Genomic DNA, 18,215 nt, shown 5'->3' with positions numbered 1-18,215 from the left:
TCCGTTCCGGACACATAGGTTACGGTTTATACCGGAGACATGGGTAACACTTTTGGCCCGAAGGGGTTTTGGAGTGGTTCGAGCCTGCATGTCTCATCATCGAAATATCCCAAATCGTAGTCCATGAAGCTAGCCAGCCAGATATGGTCCTCGACCTCTTTGATGCCGACGATCTGGCCGGCAAAGACAAGGCTGAGGTTGATCTTCTTTCTGTTATAGCAGATGCGGCCGCAGGTGGTGACGGTGAGGGCCTTGTCGTGAAACGGATAGTCGAGGTCTGGTAGGCCGGCATAGGGACGCGTTGAGGGCGCGTAGCGCTCCGCCGGGTAGTCCATGTCGAGCGCCTGGTGCGGGCGTTCTGAGTTGAACTCATCGATGAAGTCATCGAACCTGGCCTGCTGTTGAAGGAAATTGGCACCAGCCGGTTTGGTGGTTTCCTTCTTCAGGGTGAGGTGCATGCGCTCATGACGCCCGTTCTGCTGCGGGCAGCCCGGCTTGATGCGCTCGATGTCGATGCCCAGGCGCAGCCACCAGACCGACAGCTTGCTGAGGTTGAACAGCGCATTGGGGCTGGCGAAGGGAACGCCATTGTCGGTCCTGATCGCGCTGGGGAGGCCGAACTCTTTGAAAACGCTTTCGAACACGGTGAAGGCATAGGCTTCCTTGGTGGTCGAGAGCGCCTCGCAGGCGATGAGATAGCGGCTGGCAAAGTCGGTGATCGTCAACGGATAGCAATAGCGCCGATCGGCGAGCATGAACTCGCCCTTGTAGTCGGCACACCACAGATCGTTGGGGCGACAGCCGTTTGAAAGCGGTGTCCCCGTCGCCCGGTTTCGCCTGCGCTTGCGGTGCTCGACCAGGCCGTGGCGATCGAGCACGGCGTGCACCGTCGAGATCGCCGGCCGGTGCACATCCGGATACAGCCGGGCCAGCCGCTCGCGTATCTTCGGCGCGCCCCATGTCGGCTTGTCTTGCTTGAGGCGCACAATCAGCTTCTCGATTTGAAACGGAAGCTGATTGGCGTGGCGATAGGGCCGACGCGATCGATCCGTCAGCCCCTCCAGGCCGCTACCGTTGTAGCGCGCGAGGATCTTGTAGCCGGTCTTGCGCGAGATATCGAACTCTCGGCAAAGCACGGCCATCTTCTCACCGTCCAGCAGCCGGGCGACGAACTTCAGCCGCTCTTCCATGACGTTACACTCCTTCCAAGGCACCTTGCTCTCCTTGCAAAGGGCCGAAAGTGTAACCCATCTATCCGGAATGAACTGTCACCCATCTCTCGGGAAGGGCACCCAAGCCGCTGATTTTCCTGAAGCGTTATTTTCCAAGGGTTTGACCCACCTCGACTGTCACACACGCTGTGATACAGTCGAGGAATGGACGACATGCGCAAGATACCAAACACAATCATCCGAAATGGCATCTACTATGTTCACGTCCGCGTACCGAAAGACCTCATAGAGAGTTAGCCGCCCTGCTTGGGGCAAGAGTTGTCGAAGGTGACGATGGCCCAGCGGTTCTGGCGCAAGGCCAACTTGCGCATCCATCCGGTCCTCTCCCCGAACTTGGCGCGGCACCAGGCGCCGTCGGTCGCCGTCATGCACAGTTCGGTCGTGACGCAGGTTTGCGACGGAACCACGCCGACCACCTCGGCGTCGTCGCGCGCCTCGGCGCGGACGTTCAGGTTAACCAGGACCTGGACGCTGGCGCCTTCCGGCGCGGGAGGCGCGGCCTGTGCCGCATCCGCGCACTTGCCGGTGAAGCCCGAATAGAAGCAGCCCCCGGCCCGCTTGGCAGTCTTGAGCATGGCCGCCGTTCCGGCAACACCGACCTTCTCGAAGATCAGCGGAGCGCCCGATACGCTGGTGCCGCTGATCCGCCGCTGGTTGCCGCCAAGACGGGCGATCACCGCTCCGGCCGCATCGAACAGGGCCATCTGACCCTCGCTCACGCCCCAGGAACTGACCAGAGCGGCATCGCCGCGGCAGCCCAGCCCCTTAATGGCGAAGCGGCCGTTCGCATCGGCTGTCGACCCCAGCGCCATGTGGCAAGTTGAGGGAAGGTTGGAATAGCGCGCATCAACGAGCTGCCAGGTGCCGCTGAATGCCTGAACGAACTGGTCCACGGACTGCGCCCGTACCACCGTGGCCGGGAACGACATGCCCGCCACGGCCAGAACGACGGTCAAAAATCTCGCAACCTTCATGATGCCCTCTCCGCTGCGCGAAAGTCGAAAATTAGGGAGCTAGCGACTTCCTCAGGGCTCGCCCGCCGAAACCTCGGCCTGGCCGACGACCCTGCCGTCCTGCCGGAGAACAACCCTGATGGAGATGTGGTCGCCCTTGGCGAGAGACAGCGCAGTCCTGGCTATGTCCTGGGATTGGCCGGCGGAGAGCCTCAGTGTGCGGTTCTGGCGCGTGGTCATCGTGCCCGAGCCGCCCGTCCGGTCGATCTCAACCGAGCCCTCGATCTCCACAACGCCAAGGCCGACGGCCGATGCAGTGATCTGGACCCCGGCGCCCGTGGGCACGATGGCGATGGAGGGGACCGCGACGGCGCCTCCGTGCTGCGCCACCGCGCCGCCTGCACCGCAGGCGGCGGCAAGACCCACGACGAGTGCAGCCGCGCCGCGCATCGCTAGAAACCGGTCTGGGTGATCGAAACTGTTCCCGGCGCCGTCGAGAACACCTGCATGCCTGTCACGCCTACCGGGCTAAGATTGTTGCCGTTCTGCGTGATGGTCACGGCGGTGTTGGCCGCCACGGACGTGGAGAAGGTGTTGCCGTTGCCGTTCTGAACTATCTCGCCGCTGCCACCAGAACCCACGGTGAGTGAGTTGGCATTGCCGCTGCCGTTCTGCACGATCAGACCGGTTGCGCCACCGCCTACGGTCAGCGATGCATCGTTGCCATCGCCGAGCTGCAGGACGGCGCCAAGGGAATCGGCTCCAAATGCGCTCAACTGAGCCGAATTGCCCAACGTCCCGCCAGCCGAATTGTCCTGGAGAAGAAACAACTGACCACCATCGCCTTCGATGGTCAGCGTTGCGGTGTTGCCCTGGCCTGTCTGAAGCGCGGACGGCGCAGTCGCCTGGTCCATCCGGTACAGGTCGCCGACAGCAAGCGTGCCGCCGAGCGCGTTATCGATCATCTGCTGCGTCGGGCCGGCGACAAGCGAACCGGTGGCGCGCGACTGGTCTGACGACAGGACGTTTCCCTCGAGCGCGCCAGGAGGGCTGGTCTGGATGATCTTCAGGACGTTATTGTCGCCAGCAAAGGCCGGAGAGGAACATAAGACGAGAGCGCTCGCCAGAACAGCCGTAGATTTGCGCATGATGCGAACAAGCTCCCTGTGTTGCGTCACCAGGATGTCTGCGAGACGCTGACCGTATTGCCGTTTCCGGACTGTGAAAATCCCACGACGTTATTTCTTCCGGATTGGGTGACGGCTGCCTGATTTGCCATGCCCGAGATCGAGGCTGTAAGCCGGTCGCCGCTGCCCTCCTGCGCGAAAGCGAAGAGATTGTAGCTGCCGGTTACGCTGGCGATGATGTGGTCGTCGAATCCGCTCTGTGTGATCGAACCGGGCGTGAGGCCAGCCGAGAGGATCGCTCCGATGAAGGACGGGCCAAGCGGGCCGCCGTTGAAATCGCTCTCGATGTTGACGTCGATCACGTTCGCCGCGCCGAGACCGTGGTGGGCCTGAAGAACGGACACCGCATTGAGGCTGCCGCTCACGCCGAGCATGAGCGAATTGGACAACCCGTGCTGGGCCAGGATAACCAGTTCGTTGCCGGCCTGGGCAGGCGCCGACGCCAAGACGACGCCCGCAACAAAGACAGAATGCAGATTCATTGTTACAGTCCCCTCGTAATGTGGGGAGATCATCGCAAGTGCTGCCTAATATTCGGGCCTCGGGATCGATCAAAGTTGAAGCAACGTCGCTTTCTCCGGTCCGACCGAAGACAAGGTCATTGCTGGAGCACGACGGCGCTCTGCCAGAACCAGCCTGAGGCGCCACGCCACCGAACTGGTTGCTGTCGCCGTGCACCGACGCCAGGAGGGTAAGCGCCGCGCCGCCCTTTGCGTTGGAGAACGGATTGAGAGGGTCCATGAGCATCGTCAACGCACCGGCGCTATCGAGGCCACATAGTCACGTTGCCGGGCCGCCTTCGGAGTCGCGGCAGGGTTTGGCGCCGTCGCCGCGCCGGCGACCGCAGGCGAAGCCTCGGGAACGGCCACGCCCGGCTCAAGCGAGCCGACGGTTTCGTCCGGCGCTGCGGGAGGCGGAGCCACGGGGACGGGCGCGCCCGGCGGCGGAGCCGCCAGGGCCGGAGTCGTGCGTCGCGGCGCAGCCGCCGCGCGCGGCCATGCGGCTGTCGTCTCGACGACGTCCGCGGCGTTGCGTGTCTTGGGCGGCGGCACGATTTCAGCGGCCGCGGTCAGCTTGGTGCCATACTTCTCGTTGCGGTAGTCGGCTATCAGCTCGCGTCCTGCATCCCGGTCCTCAAACGACCAGACACCGAGTTCGGCGCCCTCGATGATCATACCCATCACCGCCTTCTCGATGGCCTGCTGCACGGCGATCTGCTTGGGCTCGTTCTGGGTGACGCCCGCCTCAGCCTCGAGGATCTTGTCCAGGGCGACATAGCGGAATGCACCGCCCTGCAGCGCGTAGGAGGCGATCATCTTGTGGACCGCCACGCTGGACAGCACCTCTCCCGTGTTCGTCGAAACGGCCCGCAATGTGACGGTCACAGTGTCCTGCTGCCACTTCACATCGCCGCCGATGCCCAGGTAGCGCGCGCCGATGCCGCCCGTCATGGTGTTGGTGTCGTAACCGGTGATTCCGCCCTGGAGGATGATGCCCGCGTGATCGAGCGGCGGCAGGATCCGCGCGTCGATACGCTGCTCGTTGCGGTAGAGCCGCCGCATCTCGGTGACGATCTGCCGTTCCTTGAGCAGGTCGTCAAGGCGGGCACGGTCGAGCACAGTGAACCAGCGCTTCTCGCCAGCATCCTGCAAGGCCTTGATCAGCATGGGCGCACCGCCCTGGGTGACAGCCCGCGACAGGGTCTGGACGTTCTCGCGTTCCTTGTACTGGCCGGTGAGATCGGGGAAATCGTAGACGGCGACGGTAATTCGCTTCGAGGGGGCCGGGATGGTGCGCAGGCTGTGGCTCTGCTTCGTCACAGGCGTATAAACAGGCTGCAGAACGCCTTCGGTCGGCACCGCCTGGCATCCGCCAAGCACTGACACGAGTGCGCCTACGACGGCGACCCTTGCGATCTTTGTCCCAAAGCGCCGGCTTTTCGGCATGTCGGCCTCCCGTGAGGCCGCTGCCCGCACTCGCACTGATCCATCCCGCATCGAAATCAATTGAGCCCCGGGCTGAGCGACGTGCTCGACGTCAGGTCGCCGCTCAGGGCGCCGGTGTTCAATCCGCCGGACAGAGCGTTGCCCGACTCCAGGCCACCAGCGCCCTGCATGAGGGAATTCACGGTGTTGTTTGTCGCGACCAGCAGGGGCACCACGATCTCGGTGACGCCGGTCGGGTCAGTGATGATCAGCCGGATCGAATCGACGGTCCGCTCGAAGGTGACGGTCGTCTCACCGAAACGGACCGTACCCGAGTCCTGGGGATTGTCACCGAAGATCGCCTCGGTAACCTGACTCGCGAGCCCCGAAAGCAGGCGGCTCTGGAGCTGGCGGATGAAGAGGTCCGCGTCGGTGGAGCCCGGATCGCTCGGATCCGTCGAATCCGTGCCCGGGCCTGGCGTACGGGCCGTGGCCGTACGCTGGGCGTTGGCGAGGCCGAGCAGGTGAGACGAATTCAGCGGGCTGCCGCCGAAGGAGGGGTTGACCGGAGTGTAAACCATATCCTGAGCGACCGAACCGCCCGCGGCAGCCAGAACAACGCCAGCGGTCAGAAGCGCCGCACAAGCAGTCTTCATCATCTCATCTCCCCCAACACCTTGCGAATGAAAACCGCCATAACGGCGTTTCTTGCAAACACTTCCAGGCACCGTTTCCGCCACCCTGCCGCTTTTCCCCAACGTACATGACAGGATCGCTATTGCGCCTGCGCCCGGCCTCACTGCGCTTTTACGGGACGTGCTGGCGGGGCGGCCTGGCAACCCTACTGCGAGACGCCGATGCTGTTTGAGCTGCCGATCTGGCTGAACGATGCATAGTTGCTGTTCCCCGCCTGGACGATCGCGACCTCGTTGCCGGTTCCCATGACCGACCCGTCGATCGTGTTGCCGCCGCCGATCTGGGCGAAGGCGAACTCGTTCAGATTGCCGACGATGTCATAGGTCAGGCTGTTGCCCGACAGCGCCGAGGACGAGTCCTGAAGCGCCCTGCCCGCCACGAGTTGACCGCCAGACGTGCTGACCAGCAATCCCGCGGCGCCGGTCAGGCTGCCACTGCCGTTCGAGTCCCCCTGGAAGGTCATGCTGACCGTATTGAAGCTGCCGTTCTGGTCGATCGCTACATCGTTCTGGTCGCCGAAGATGTCGACAGAGCCGGTATTCACGTCTCCTGTCTGACTCAGCGTGACCTCGTTGGCATTGCCGTTCGCCAGCGCCACCGCGTCGTTGAAGGTGCCGTCCTGATCGACGTCGAACTGGTTGCCGTCCCCGTAGATCTCGATGAGCGCGCTGTTGATGGCGCCGTCCTGGGCGAGCGTTGCGCCGTTGAGGTTTCCGGTGACGACCATCCCGCCCGTATTGCTGCCCTCCTGGTCGACCGCCACGTCGTTCTGGTCGCCCTGGATGTCGACTGTCGCTTCGTTGGAGCCGGCCGCGCCGAGTTGATCGACGACAAGGTTGTTGCTGTTTCCATCGACGCGGATCCCGGCTTCATTACCGAAGGAGGAGATGGCTTCCTGGTCGAGCGAAACGACGTTGAGGTTTCCGGTGACGAACACCTCGCCCGTATTGCTGCCGTCCTGGTCCACCGCCACGGCGTTCTCGTCGCCGAGAATGTCGACGGTCCCGTAGTTGCTGCCGATCACGCCCAGCTGGTCGAGCGAAATCGTGTTGGCGTTCCCGTCGACGTCGATCTCGCCGACATTGCCGAACGAAGCGAGGCTGTCCTGGTTCAGGACCACCGCATTGTCGTCGCTGCTGCCGGCGGTCCGGGATCCGATCAGGACCTCGCCGAGATTGGCGATTCCGATCTGGCTCAGTGTAAGTTCGTTGGAGTTGCCGTTCGCAAACGCCAGCGCCTCGTTTGCCTCGCCAATCTGGGCAATGCCGAACTGGTTGCTGTCTCCGCGGATCTCGAGTTCGGCGCTGTTGACGTCGCCTTCCTGCGATACCGCGACCTGATTGGCATTTCCGTCCACAGTGCCGACGATCCGGTTACCCAGCCCGTCCTGGACGAAGCCGAACAGGTTGCCGTCGCCGGTCGCGACATAGCTCAGGTCGTTGCCTTCCCCGGTCTGGCGAATGCGCGACTGGGAGATCCCCACGCCCAGCGCCACCCCGGTGAAGACGCCGGACGTCACCCCGTTGCCGGCACCCGAGAAGGTCAGCCTCGCGGTGTTGTCCAGGGTGCCGGTGTTGGTCTGGCTCAGCTCGCGAATCTGGTTGCCATTGCCGCCGCCCTGGGTCACCGACGCGACGTTCGTGCCGCCGCTCGAGGCGCTGTTGATCTGCGTCGCCGTGTAGACGAGCTGGGAATTGCCAGTCTGGTTGACGGTCAGCTGGTTGCCGAAGCCGGTCTGGTGTGCGCCACTGCCGTCATTGCGCGGGCCGCTGCTGGTGTTGCCCACGCGCGAAGACTGGCCGGTCTGGGTGATGGTGACGTCGTTGGAACCGTCCGCGGCGCCGCCGGTGAAGGTCTGCCGCAAGTTGGAGACGCGTGCCGACCAGCCGCCGTTCTGGGTGATCGTTGCGTTGTTGGAAGAGGTCGTCGCAGACGTGCCGCCATTCTGCTGCACCTCGAAGACGGCCTGGTTGGCACCCGTCTGATCGATTCGCAGATAGTTGGAGTTTCCGATCTGGTCGATGCCAAGACCCGCCTGGTCGCCCGGCGCTCCTGCCCGGTTGATCTGGTTGCGCGGCGGGCTGTTCACGTTCGAGTCATGCGTCTGGTTGATGATCAGCTCGTTGTCGGTGCCGTCCTGCCGGATTCGCTGCGTCGTGTGTCCGGCTCTGTTGCCGACGGCTGAACCGTTCGACTGGCCCTGGACTATGGAGGCCGAGTTACCGTCGCCGATCTGGTCGATATAGGCCTCGTTCTCGCCTGCGAGTGCCGCCCCCATGAGAAGTCCGACCGCCGTGGTGGTCGCAAGTGTCAGCTTGAATGTCATCGTGTAACCCCTGTCACGCGGTTGAATGTTGCTCGAAGACGGCGGCCGGGCGGCTTCCCGCCCGGCCGATAGTGCTTACTGCGAGACTGAGAGGCTGTTCGAGCCGCCACCGTTCTGGGTGAACGACGTCACGTTGTTCGACCCGTTCTGCAACACGGCGACCTGGTTTCCATCGGATGCACCGGCGTTGCCGACGAGGCCGGTGATGGAGTTGCCGCCACCGATCTGAGCAAAGGCGAACTGGTTCAGATTGCCGATGGCCTCATAGGTCAGGCTGTTCCCCGTCAGGGCCGAGGACGAGTCCTGAAGAGCCCTGCCCGCCACGAGGAGGCCGCCCGAACTGCCGGCCAGAGCTCCCGCAGCGCCAGTCAAGCCGTTCGCGCCGTTCGTGTCACCCTGGAAGGTGATGAGGGCCGTGTTGAAGCTGCCAACCTGGCTGATCAGCGCTTCGTTGCCATTGCCGGTCGCCAGGCCCAGCGCATCGTTCAACGTGCCGGACTGGACCACCGCCAGCTCGTTGCTGTCTCCGAGGATCTCGATCTGCCCGTTGTTGGAGTCGCCGGTCTGGTCGAGCGATGCGGTGTTGAGGTTTCCGACCACCGACACCAAGCCCTCGTTCCTGCCGACCTGGTCGACCGCGACGTGGTTCGTGTCGCCGAAGACGTCGGCGAGCACGTTGTTGCCGTAATCGAGACTGGTCACGCCGAGCTGGTCGACGGAAATCGTGTTGGTGTTTCCATCGACGAGAATCTCGGCTTGATTGCCGAACGAGGCGCCGCTGTCCTGGTTCAGAGCCACGACATTGTCGTCGCTGCCGCCGTTCCGGTCGCCGACCAGGATCTGGCCGATATTGGTGCCTCCCGTCTGGCTCATCGTGACGTCGTTGGCGTTGCCGGTCGCCCGCGCCGTCGCCTCGTTGTAATCGCCGGACTGGTCAACGTCGAACTCGTTGTCGTCCCCGATGATCTCGAGCAGCGCGCTGTTGACGGCGCCGTCCTGGTCCAGCGTTGCGTCGTTGGCGTTTCCGACGACGTACACGTCGCTCTGATTGCTGCCGTTCTGGTCGACAGCCAGGTCGTTGTCGTCGCCCTGGACGTCGACGGCCGCCTCATTGTAGCCGATCGCGCCGAGCTGATCGACCGACACCGTATTGCCGTTTCCGTCGACCAGGATCTCGGCTTCATTGCCGAACGAGGAGCCGGTGTCCTGGTTCAGAACCACCAGGTTCTCGTTGCTGGCGCCATCCCGGTCTCCGATCGCGATCCGACCGATATTCGCGTCGCCCGTCTGGCCCACCGCGAACTCGTTGGCGTTGCCGGTCGCCCGAGCCACCGCGTCGTTCCCCGAGCCGGACTGGTCGATGCCGAACTGGTTGCCGTCACCGAGGATGTCGAGCAGCAGGCTGTTGCCGTTGCCTTCCTGCTTGATCAAGCCTTGCGTCACCGAGGACGAGGTGCTGACAAAGGTGCCGAAGCCGGTCGTGCCGTTCGAGTTGCCGACCTGCGACGCTTCCGCGGTGTTGCCATCGCCGACCTGCGATCCGTCGATCGCGTTGCCGTCGCCGTCCTGGCTCATGGCCGTCGCATTGCCCTGGCCGTTCTGGAGCGAGGCGCCGATGCGGTTGCCTGCCCCGGTCTGGCTCAGGTTGGCGTCGTTGCCGCCGCCGGTCTGCGTCACCCCGCCGCTGACGGAGTCAGCGTTGCCGGTGCCGATGATGTTGCCGCCGGCGCCTTCGCTGGTCTGGGTGATCGCCACAGTGTTGGCAGCACCCGAGACATGCGTCTGTGCGATGCCGGTGACGGTGGAGAGCCCATCCACAGGCTCGCCCGAAGCGGTCTGCTGGGTGACGGTCGCGCTGTTGAGCCTCCCCGAGCCGCTTGCGCTGCTCTGGTTGATCTGGTTGACGCGGTTGCCGTCGGAAAGCTGGTCGATGACCAGCACATTGCCGTCGCCTGTCTGGTCGAGGCCGGTGCCGCGGGTACCCACCTGGTTGCGGTTGCCGGCCTGCCCGACATCGAGGTTGTTACCCGAGCCGTTCTGGCTGGCCGCGTCGGTCGCGGTGCCGACTTCGTTCTCGTCGCCGGGACCCTGGACCACCATGCCAGTGTTGCCGCTGCCCGTCTGCGAGACGTTAGCGAAGTTGTCGTCGGCCCAGGCCGGCGCAGACACCAGCGCCATCGCCGTCGCGGCCAGAAGTGTCGAAGCGAAACGTTTGGATGAGAGTAGTGCCGTCTTCTTCATTTTGATTATCCCCAACTAGAGTGAGAGATGTCGATGCCGGTCGCGCCCGGATGCCGGAAGCCGGATTGGAGCGCGGGGGCATCGTCAATTTGTTGAACCTTGGCGTCTGCGACGTGTCGTAAGCCGCGCACACTGCTTGCGGCTTCAAACTGACTCGGACGCACGATGCTTCTGCAAATGGACGCCGGAGCAGGCGAACCTGGCTCCGGCGCCATAAGACCTCTATGGCTTGGCAACTGCCGCCATAGCGGCGCGCGCCTGCTCGACCAGATCGACGCCGATCTTTTCGCTGTACTCTTTCACGACAGGCGCAACGCGTTCGGTCATGGCTGCGAGCGCTTCAGGCGTGGGTTGGGAAATCTCGAAGCCCTTCGCCGCGAGCTCCGCCTCCAATTTCCCTGCCTCCTTGCGAGAAAGATCCCGTTGGAAGGCTGCCGATTCCTTCGCAGCTTCCATGACGGCTGCCTTGTCCTCCTCGGAGAGGCTTCCAAACCATTTCTGGCTCGCGAGAAGAACAAACGGCGTATAGACATGGCCCGTCTTGGTCAGATACTTCTGCACCTCATAGAACCTTGCGGTGTAGATAAGAGCGTACGGCGTCTCCTGGGCATCGACGGCGCCATTTTCGAGCGCGCTGTACAGCTCAGGCCAAGGAAGCGGCGTCGGATTGGTTCCCAAAGCCGTCCAGGTCGCAATGAACAACGGGTTGGGTATGACGCGGATGTTGATCCCTGCCATATCGTCCACCGTTTTGACGGGACGAACCTTGTTGGTCATGTGGCGGAAGCCGTTGTCCCACCACGCCAGACCGACGATGCCGGTCTTTTCCTTCAGCTGTGCAAACAGCTGCTCGCCGACCGCGCCGTCCATGACGGCATCGACCGCGGCGAAGTCCTTGTAGAAAAACGGAAGATCGTAGATCATGAATTGCGGAACGACGCCGACCAGGTTGGGCGTGGGGCCAACCATGATATCGATGAAGCCGGCCTGAACCGACGCCTGCATCTCGGGCTCGCTGCCGAGCACGCCATTTCCGAACGTGTCGATCTTGATGCGCCCGCCCGTCTTCTCTTCCACCAGCTTCGCAAAATAGCGCGAAGCCTGTCCGACCGGATGGTCTTCCGTAGGCACGTAGCCCAGGCGCGGGTTCTGAGCCATGGCCGGAGCGGCGGCCAAGAGCCCTCCCAGCAGCGCCGCAGTCAGAAACAATACTTTCTTCATAGTTCAACCTCCCAAGAATTGGTTCAAAGGAACCAGAATGCAGGAACTGCAACCACTAAGGAACAGGACCGGCGGTACGAGAATGGCCTATTCGGCCAAGACTAACGATATGGCGTCCCTGGCTGCTGAAGCGGACGGTACGCCGCTTCTGCTACGGCGCCGACGAGCCTCCGACGGGCGGTGTGATCAATTTCTGCGGCCACGATGAACGCGCCCCCCGAATACACCCCGGCCGATGCTCCCCCGCGCCAAAGTCAGGTCAGACCAACGGCCCGCCCTCACGATGAGGACGGGCCACCGGCAACATCAATCAAGCCATCCCTTGCCCGAGATCGGGGGCATCGGTGGGTTGGGCTGGCTGGCAGTCGGCGGCCAGTTATGCGTACCGGTCGGGAAGGGATTGATGGCAATCCGCGTGTCACTCCCCGGACAATAGTTCGCCGCCGAGTGCCACCGGCCGGCCGGGACATAGACAATGTCGCCGGCCTCCGAGACGAAGCCCGGCAGGCCTTCGAGGTTGTATTGGATCTGACCTTCCATGATGAACCAGAATTCACCATAGTTGATGTGCCTGTGTCCGAGCGCCGTGGGGGACTGCATATTGCAGTTGAACGCCTGGCCGCGGATGGCGTTAACGAACAAGCCAGGGGCGGTTACGAATGCGCCGCCCGAGGGCGAAGCAAGGAAATCCCTGAAAGTAGAATTGCCTGTCCCAAGGGCTTCTGCACCCGGATCCTGTCGCGTCAACGCCCAGGTCATCCCCGGCTGCGGCTTAGGCAAGGTTGCCGCCGCCTGCGGGTAAGTGATCTTGGCGTCCGCGGTGAAGACCTCGAAGTGCAAGGACGGCACCGCGCCGACGTTCTTCATCTGGAACTGCGTGCGCGCGGGGACCTGGACCATAAAGCCTTTGGTGGCCGTAAACGGCGCCTCGCTCCCGATCGTGAACTCGACCGAACCTTCCCAGACAATGAAGGCCGCGCGGGTATCCGATATGAACATGGCCGGCGACTGATCACCGACCGCCAACTGAACCCATGAAGCCCGCAGGTGCGCGTCGCTGACGATCTCCTGGTGCCAAGTCTTGGACTGATTGGCGGGAGAAATCTTGGCGCGCACGTCGGCTATCGTCGTGTGCGGCTTGTTCGGGGCCTTGTATGGTGCCAGCGCCACCGGCTTTGGCGTCCAGGTGAACACCGTCTGTGCGAGCGCCGCGGTGGACGATACCGCCCCGATCGCCAGCGCGGCCACCACGGCCAATCCGCCTTTCCATAGGTTCATGAGAGTCACTCCTCCGTTTTCTGCTTGACCGATGGTGACACCGCGAATCTGACCGAAACCCCAAGCATCGACCGATCAGAAAAATCCACAATGTGGACGCGATGTCCAACAATGCATATTGGGCAGACTATTAATGGGTTGTCAACGCCTCACCGCGGCGCTTCAGGGCCTGTCGATCGGATGCTTGCCTGTTGGGTTAACGTGCATGGATCATAACGTCCGCTGACAGTGCAGGAGGCCTCGGCGGCTGATCGGAGGCTGTCTAGGGTACGGGTGTGATCGCCGCTCCACTCTGGAACCAGGCGATCACGTTCTGGGCCACGAGGTCCGCCATTGCGGTGCGCGTACTGACCGACGCGGACCCGATATGCGGCAGGATCGTCAGGTTATCGAGCGCCAGCAGGTCTTCGGAGACATTGGGTTCATCCGCGAGCACGTCGAGGCCGGCCGCCGCAATGGCTCCCGTGCGCAGGGCGCCGATCAGTGCATCCTCGTCCACGACGGTTCCGCGGCCTACATTGATGAACACGCCCTCGGGCCCGAGGGCGGACAGCACCTCGGCATTCACGCTGTTTGCGGTCGACGGGTCGCCCGGCACGATGGAGATGAGCACATCGACGGCACTGGCAAGTTCCAGCAGTGAAGGAAAGTAGTCGTACGCAACCCCCTCCGCCGGGCGCCGGCTGTGATAGGCAACAGGAAGCCCAAACGCTTCAACTCGTCGGGCGATGCAGCGACCGATCCGCCCCATTCCGTAGATGCCGACCCTGCGGTTCCGCAGTGTCAGACGGCTAAGCGGGTAGTCCGATGCTTTCCAGTGGCCCCCGCGAACGAAGGCTGCCGCCTTGGGTATCTCGCGCACGACGCTGATAAGGAGCCCCAACGTGAGATCGGCGACCTCCTCGTTCAGGACATCAGGGGTGTTCGTGACGACGATATTCTTGCTTCGTGCGTAGGCAGCATCCACCGCGTCGTAGCCGACGCCGTAGCTGGCGATGATCTCAAGGTTGGGAAGGGCGTCTATGAACTGCCGATCGATTCTGGCGCGACAGGCCACGCCACGAATTGACGCCCGCACCTCCGGGGACAAACGGGCGTGAATGTCACAGTCAGGGGTTTCGACCAGGCTGAAATGCGTTCCGAGCATGCAGCGGGCATGCTCGTGCATCCAGCCTGGTATCAACACGGTGGCGGCGGGTTTCGACAAAGGCTTTCCTTCCGGTTCGGGGTGTCACTGCCGGCACGAATGGCCGCAGGTGAATCAGGGTTTTCGCACGGGAGGCCTTTGGATTGCGCAATGCGCCGATAGTGAGCCGCGGACTTGATTTTGGCTTCGAGTTCGCGGCGGCTGGCCAGTTTCTCCAGCGCAATCGGCATGTCAGCGGTTCCTGTACCACGTCCTCCAAGGTCGCCATCGATGTGACCATACTGTGGTCAATCTGCCCAAACTTTGATAGGAGCCCGCGACCTCTTTGTCAAGGCGGCGGGAACGCCGTGTCGTAAGCAGATGAGTTGGGTATCGAACATATTCCAGCCTATTCCCCTGAAGCGCGAGGCCGCTCGGAGCGGATGTTCTCCACCTTGCAGGATCGGCTGCCGAGGGAGCTGGCGCTGGCCGGAATTGCCGACATCGAGGCCGCCAACCGGTTCATCGCACAGACCTACCTACCAGCTCACAATGCCCGCTTCGCCAGGCCGGCCGCGGTCGAGGACAGCGCCTTTGTCGCCGCAGACCCGCAACAACTGGCCCAGATCCTGTGCATCGAGGAGGAGCGCGTCGTTGCCCGCGACAACACGGTCGCCTTCGCGCGGCTGCGATTGCAGCTGCCGCAGAGCCCGATCCGGCATCACTTCGTCAAAGCCACCGTCAAGGTCAGGCACTACCCGGATGGAACCCTCGCGATCTTTCACGGGCCGCGCCGCATTGCTCGCTACAGCTCTGACGGCGCCGCAATCGAAGACACTTGCCCCATCAGGCAAGCCGCGTGAACCGCTTCGACGCCATAACAGAAGCGGACAGATCATGTGCTACCAAACCGGACAACTTGATTAGCTACCGACAGGCGGCGGGAACGCCGCAACCAAAAGGGGGAGCTTGACAAGTGTGCAGTTCCACCCAATGCTTGGGCATATTGTCCATATTATGGACGAAGCGATTCCAAAAAGGTCGCGCGTTCGCATTCACCGGCTGCACGAATGTGCCGAATGCCAGGCGGTGGCTGCAGCGATGCATGTGCGGAATGTCAAGGAGAGTGGCAGCGTGAACAACATAAACTACCTTACAAATATCAATTTCGGGCTTGGAGCGGCCGAGTCACTGGCGGAAATTTTGGGCGAACTCGGCGTGTCCCGCCCTTTGGTGATCAGCGATCACGGCATCAAATCCGCTGGTTTGCTTGAGCGTCCGGTATTCGAGTTCCTGAGAACAGCGCCGATCTTCCTGGACGTTCCCTCCAACCCGACTGAGAGCGCAGTTGCTGCCGGTCTCGCGCTATACAGGCAAGGCGGCTGCGATGGGGTAGTGGCGATTGGCGGAGGCTCTCCGATCGACCTGGCAAAGGGCGTGGCGCTGCTTGCCACGCACGATGGTGAACTTGAGCGTTATGCAGCGATCCTGGGCGGGCTGGCACGCATCACCGGCGCGGTAGCGCCGCTTGTGGCCATCCCGACAACGGCGGGTACGGGGTCCGAAGTTGGACGCGCGGCACTGATCACACTGGATGACGGCCGGAAGCTCGGATTTATCAGCCCGCACCTCATCCCGCGCAGGGCGATCTGTGACCCGGGGTTGACGATGGGGCTCCCCCCGGCTCTGACGGCCTCGACAGGGCTCGACGCACTGTCGCATTGTATCGAGACGTACCTTTCCCCCCGCTATAATCCGCCTGCCGAGGCAATTGCCACCGACGGCTTCCAACGGATCTGGAAGGCTTTGCCTGTCGCCTACGCAGACGGCGCGAACGCGGAGGCGCGGACCGAACTCATGATGGGTGCCCTCGAAGGGGGCATGACGTTTCAGAAGGGGCTTGGCGCCGTCCATGCGCTTAGCCATGCATTGGGCGGTCTCAAGGAGGCTAAGCTCCATCATGGGACGCTCAACGCCATCCTGATGCCGACCGTCCTTCGGTGGAACGTGGAAGTTGAAGCCGTGGCTCAGAAGGTCGACTACCTCGAGCGCCTGGCGGGACTTGAACATACAACGCTCGCAGATGCACTGGACGGGTTGAACCGTAGTCTTGGCATTACGCCCAGATTGTCCGAACTGGGGGTGCCCCGGCACGTCATCGATTGGGTGTGTGAGCGAGCCATTGCAGACCACAGCCATCCCACAAATCCACGTTCGCTGACCAAGGAAGACTACGCCGCGATCCTTGAGACCGTTTTCTAGGCTGCGAATGCCCTCAAAGGAGGAGCGAGGAGGTAATTCCGTGAGACCGATCGTGATCGTAACGGGCGCAAGCCACGGCATCGGTGCCGCAACGGCGCGGCTGTTCGCCGTTGAAGGCTACGATGTTTGCATAAACTATCTTTCGGATGCTGCCGCTGCATCCGAAGTCGTTGAGCACTGCAACGCCGCAGGCGCCCGCGCCATCGCGGTACAGGGAGACGTGGGCAAGAGGGAGGACATCGAGGCCCTGTTCAGTGCCTGCGACGATGCACTGGGGCGAGTGACCTGCCTGGTCAATAATGCCGGGATCATTGGGAAAGCCTGCAGAATCGATGAGTTGCAGCCCGCGGTGCTGGAAAACACCTTCAGGACCAACGTCTTCGCCGTCATGTACTGTATACAGGAAGCCGCGAAACGCATGTCCAACCGCAAGGGCGGCAGAGGCGGGACGATTATCAACATGTCTTCGCTCGCCGCCTTCCTCGGCAGCCCGAACGAATATGTGCATTATGCCGCAAGCAAGGGTGCAGTGGAATCCATCTCCATCGGCGCGGGGAAAGAACTGGCGCCGGAGGGCATCCGTGTGAATGCCATACGTGTCGGGACCACCAACACGCGGATACACACACAAGGCGGAAACCCCGAGCGACCAGCCAGGATTGCGGCGGCAACCCCCATGGGGCGCATCGCGGAGCCTGAAGACATCGCGCGCGCGGCCCTGATGCTTGCGTCTCCTGGCGCGGGGTTCATGACAGGCACCCTGATCACGGTGTCCGGGGGGCTCTGATGCTCCGCGGTCGGGATATTCCGCTGGGAGTGCCAGGCTGGCCTGGCACTCCTGCTGAGACCAGTCGCGCCCCATCCACGGGCATTCATTCCAGCTCAATTGCCGCGCGACGCCAGTCAAGCACTCTGTAAGGTGCCTCGTCCGCGTTCGATACAAGTATCAATGCCTCGAAAGATTCGCTGTAGCCGGACCGCAGGGTCGTCCTGAGATCGACGCGCCAGCTCGGTGCCGGCTTCAGTGTGTTGAAGGTCACCCCCGCCAGCGACTGATCGAGTTGCTCGCGCGACAGACGGCCGGCGTGGAAATCCTTGATCGCCTTTCGCACCGACGGCGGCAGGCCAGGAATGTCGCCCAGCAGCCCATCATCGAGCGCTTCCAGGCGAACGCCGGCCAATCCGGAGGAGACGGTGACATAGGGTTCGATGGCGATGGCCATGTCGGGCGTTATTCCCGGGAAGGCGGCCAATTCGGAGACCGTCTGAAACAGCTTTGTGTCGTTTCCAGCCTGCTGCGGAGCGGAACCGGCCGGCTGTCCGTTCGCCGGAGTCGGCCGGGCGCGGTGGCCGATGATCTTTGTCGCCAGATCCTCCGCGGTTCCGGGAGCGGCGCCGGCGGCTCGCAACGCGCCAACGATCAGCGGCCGCTCGGCGGTGTTGAGATCGATCCGCAATGCTTCATTTCTCGCAGAGATGGAAGCGACCCCGGCCGGCAGGGTGATCGTGGACGAAATCTGATCGCTCAGCTTGCCCACACTGTCGGGCGGGCCAGCGCGGATCTCGGCCGCGGCCTGCGACAGCCCGGCTTCCGCCAGAATGCGCGCCGACGCCTTGTCTTCCGTGACGCGCACACTGGCCACGACCCCGGTCATCTGCACGCGAAGTATGACGGCAAGGAATCCCAGAAAAATCATGATCCACAGGACGCTGACGAGGATTGCACCTCGCCGGGTCGTTGCCGAGTTCATGCCCACTGCCGCAAGAC

The 18,215-nt window shown here is 62.9% G+C and carries 16 protein-coding genes; 3 read left to right on the top strand and 13 right to left on the bottom strand.

Translation table 11 applies throughout. The annotated features are described in order from the left end of the window. Window positions 1-26 precede the first annotated feature (26 nt). The 12 genes from FJ946_RS28680 to FJ946_RS28625 all read right to left on the bottom strand — a co-directional run bounded on the left by FJ946_RS28680 (window position 27) and on the right by FJ946_RS28625 (window position 14,266). Complete coding sequence (locus tag FJ946_RS28680; protein ID WP_140567745.1) at window positions 27-1,190, bottom strand: helix-turn-helix domain-containing protein; 1,164 nt, start codon at window positions 1,188-1,190, stop codon at window positions 27-29. Between the two features lie 275 nt (window positions 1,191-1,465). After that, entirely contained in the window at window positions 1,466-2,206 is a 741-nt protein-coding gene (locus FJ946_RS28675; protein ID WP_140525780.1) for an AprI/Inh family metalloprotease inhibitor, read from the bottom strand. Window positions 2,207-2,257: 51 nt separating this feature from the next. Continuing rightward, window positions 2,258-2,635, bottom strand: coding sequence for a curli-like amyloid fiber formation chaperone CsgH (gene csgH / locus FJ946_RS28670; RefSeq protein WP_140501008.1), 378 nt, complete (start codon window positions 2,633-2,635; stop codon window positions 2,258-2,260). A gap of 2 nt (window positions 2,636-2,637) precedes the next feature. Next, a complete protein-coding gene (locus FJ946_RS28665) occupies window positions 2,638-3,333 on the bottom strand; it encodes a hypothetical protein (protein ID WP_140525781.1) in 696 nt (231 codons plus the stop codon). A 26-nt stretch (window positions 3,334-3,359) separates the two neighbouring features. Continuing rightward, the gene (locus FJ946_RS28660; protein ID WP_181165453.1) at window positions 3,360-3,854 is read right to left on the bottom strand and encodes a hypothetical protein; all 495 of its coding nucleotides are present in this window, start codon (window positions 3,852-3,854) and stop codon (window positions 3,360-3,362) included. Between the two features lie 267 nt (window positions 3,855-4,121). After that, complete coding sequence (locus FJ946_RS28655; protein WP_181167614.1) at window positions 4,122-5,231, bottom strand: CsgG/HfaB family protein; 1,110 nt, start codon at window positions 5,229-5,231, stop codon at window positions 4,122-4,124. 143 nt (window positions 5,232-5,374) lie between these two features. Then, window positions 5,375-5,956 (bottom strand): curli assembly protein CsgF, encoded by a 582-nt coding sequence (locus FJ946_RS28650; protein WP_210239494.1) that lies wholly within the window; start codon window positions 5,954-5,956, stop codon window positions 5,375-5,377. 182 nt (window positions 5,957-6,138) lie between these two features. Further along, a complete protein-coding gene (locus FJ946_RS28645; RefSeq protein ID WP_140567739.1) occupies window positions 6,139-8,319 on the bottom strand; it encodes a hypothetical protein in 2,181 nt (726 codons plus the stop codon). A 75-nt stretch (window positions 8,320-8,394) separates the two neighbouring features. After that, window positions 8,395-10,560, bottom strand: coding sequence for a hypothetical protein (locus tag FJ946_RS28640; protein WP_140567736.1), 2,166 nt, complete (start codon window positions 10,558-10,560; stop codon window positions 8,395-8,397). Between the two features lie 222 nt (window positions 10,561-10,782). Beyond that, window positions 10,783-11,781, bottom strand: coding sequence for a TRAP transporter substrate-binding protein (locus FJ946_RS28635; RefSeq protein ID WP_140525785.1), 999 nt, complete (start codon window positions 11,779-11,781; stop codon window positions 10,783-10,785). A 306-nt stretch (window positions 11,782-12,087) separates the two neighbouring features. Further along, window positions 12,088-13,059 carry a cupin domain-containing protein gene (locus tag FJ946_RS28630; RefSeq protein WP_140500993.1) on the bottom strand — a complete coding sequence of 324 codons (972 nt, stop codon included), beginning with the start codon at window positions 13,057-13,059 and terminating at the stop codon, window positions 12,088-12,090. Between the two features lie 262 nt (window positions 13,060-13,321). Next, the gene (locus FJ946_RS28625) at window positions 13,322-14,266 is read right to left on the bottom strand and encodes a 2-hydroxyacid dehydrogenase (RefSeq protein ID WP_246673025.1); all 945 of its coding nucleotides are present in this window, start codon (window positions 14,264-14,266) and stop codon (window positions 13,322-13,324) included. Between the two features lie 305 nt (window positions 14,267-14,571). Between FJ946_RS28625 and FJ946_RS28620 the strand changes: the two genes are divergently transcribed. The 3 genes from FJ946_RS28620 (at window position 14,572) to FJ946_RS28610 (ending at window position 17,234) form a co-directional block, all read left to right on the top strand. After that, window positions 14,572-15,048, top strand: coding sequence for a hypothetical protein (locus FJ946_RS28620; protein ID WP_140558614.1), 477 nt, complete (start codon window positions 14,572-14,574; stop codon window positions 15,046-15,048). 271 nt (window positions 15,049-15,319) lie between these two features. After that, complete coding sequence (locus FJ946_RS28615) at window positions 15,320-16,447, top strand: iron-containing alcohol dehydrogenase (RefSeq protein ID WP_181167624.1); 1,128 nt, start codon at window positions 15,320-15,322, stop codon at window positions 16,445-16,447. 40 nt (window positions 16,448-16,487) lie between these two features. Beyond that, the gene (locus FJ946_RS28610) at window positions 16,488-17,234 is read left to right on the top strand and encodes an SDR family oxidoreductase (RefSeq protein ID WP_140525786.1); all 747 of its coding nucleotides are present in this window, start codon (window positions 16,488-16,490) and stop codon (window positions 17,232-17,234) included. 85 nt (window positions 17,235-17,319) lie between these two features. Here FJ946_RS28610 and FJ946_RS28605 read toward each other — a convergent pair whose 3' ends face one another. Beyond that, complete coding sequence (locus tag FJ946_RS28605; protein ID WP_181167615.1) at window positions 17,320-18,198, bottom strand: type II secretion system protein GspK; 879 nt, start codon at window positions 18,196-18,198, stop codon at window positions 17,320-17,322. Window positions 18,199-18,215 lie beyond the last annotated feature (17 nt).

It is taken from the genome of Mesorhizobium sp. B2-4-7, assembly GCF_006442685.1.
Classification (GTDB): Bacteria; Pseudomonadota; Alphaproteobacteria; order Rhizobiales; family Rhizobiaceae; genus Mesorhizobium.
This window is presented reverse-complemented; position numbering and strand designations above follow the sequence as displayed.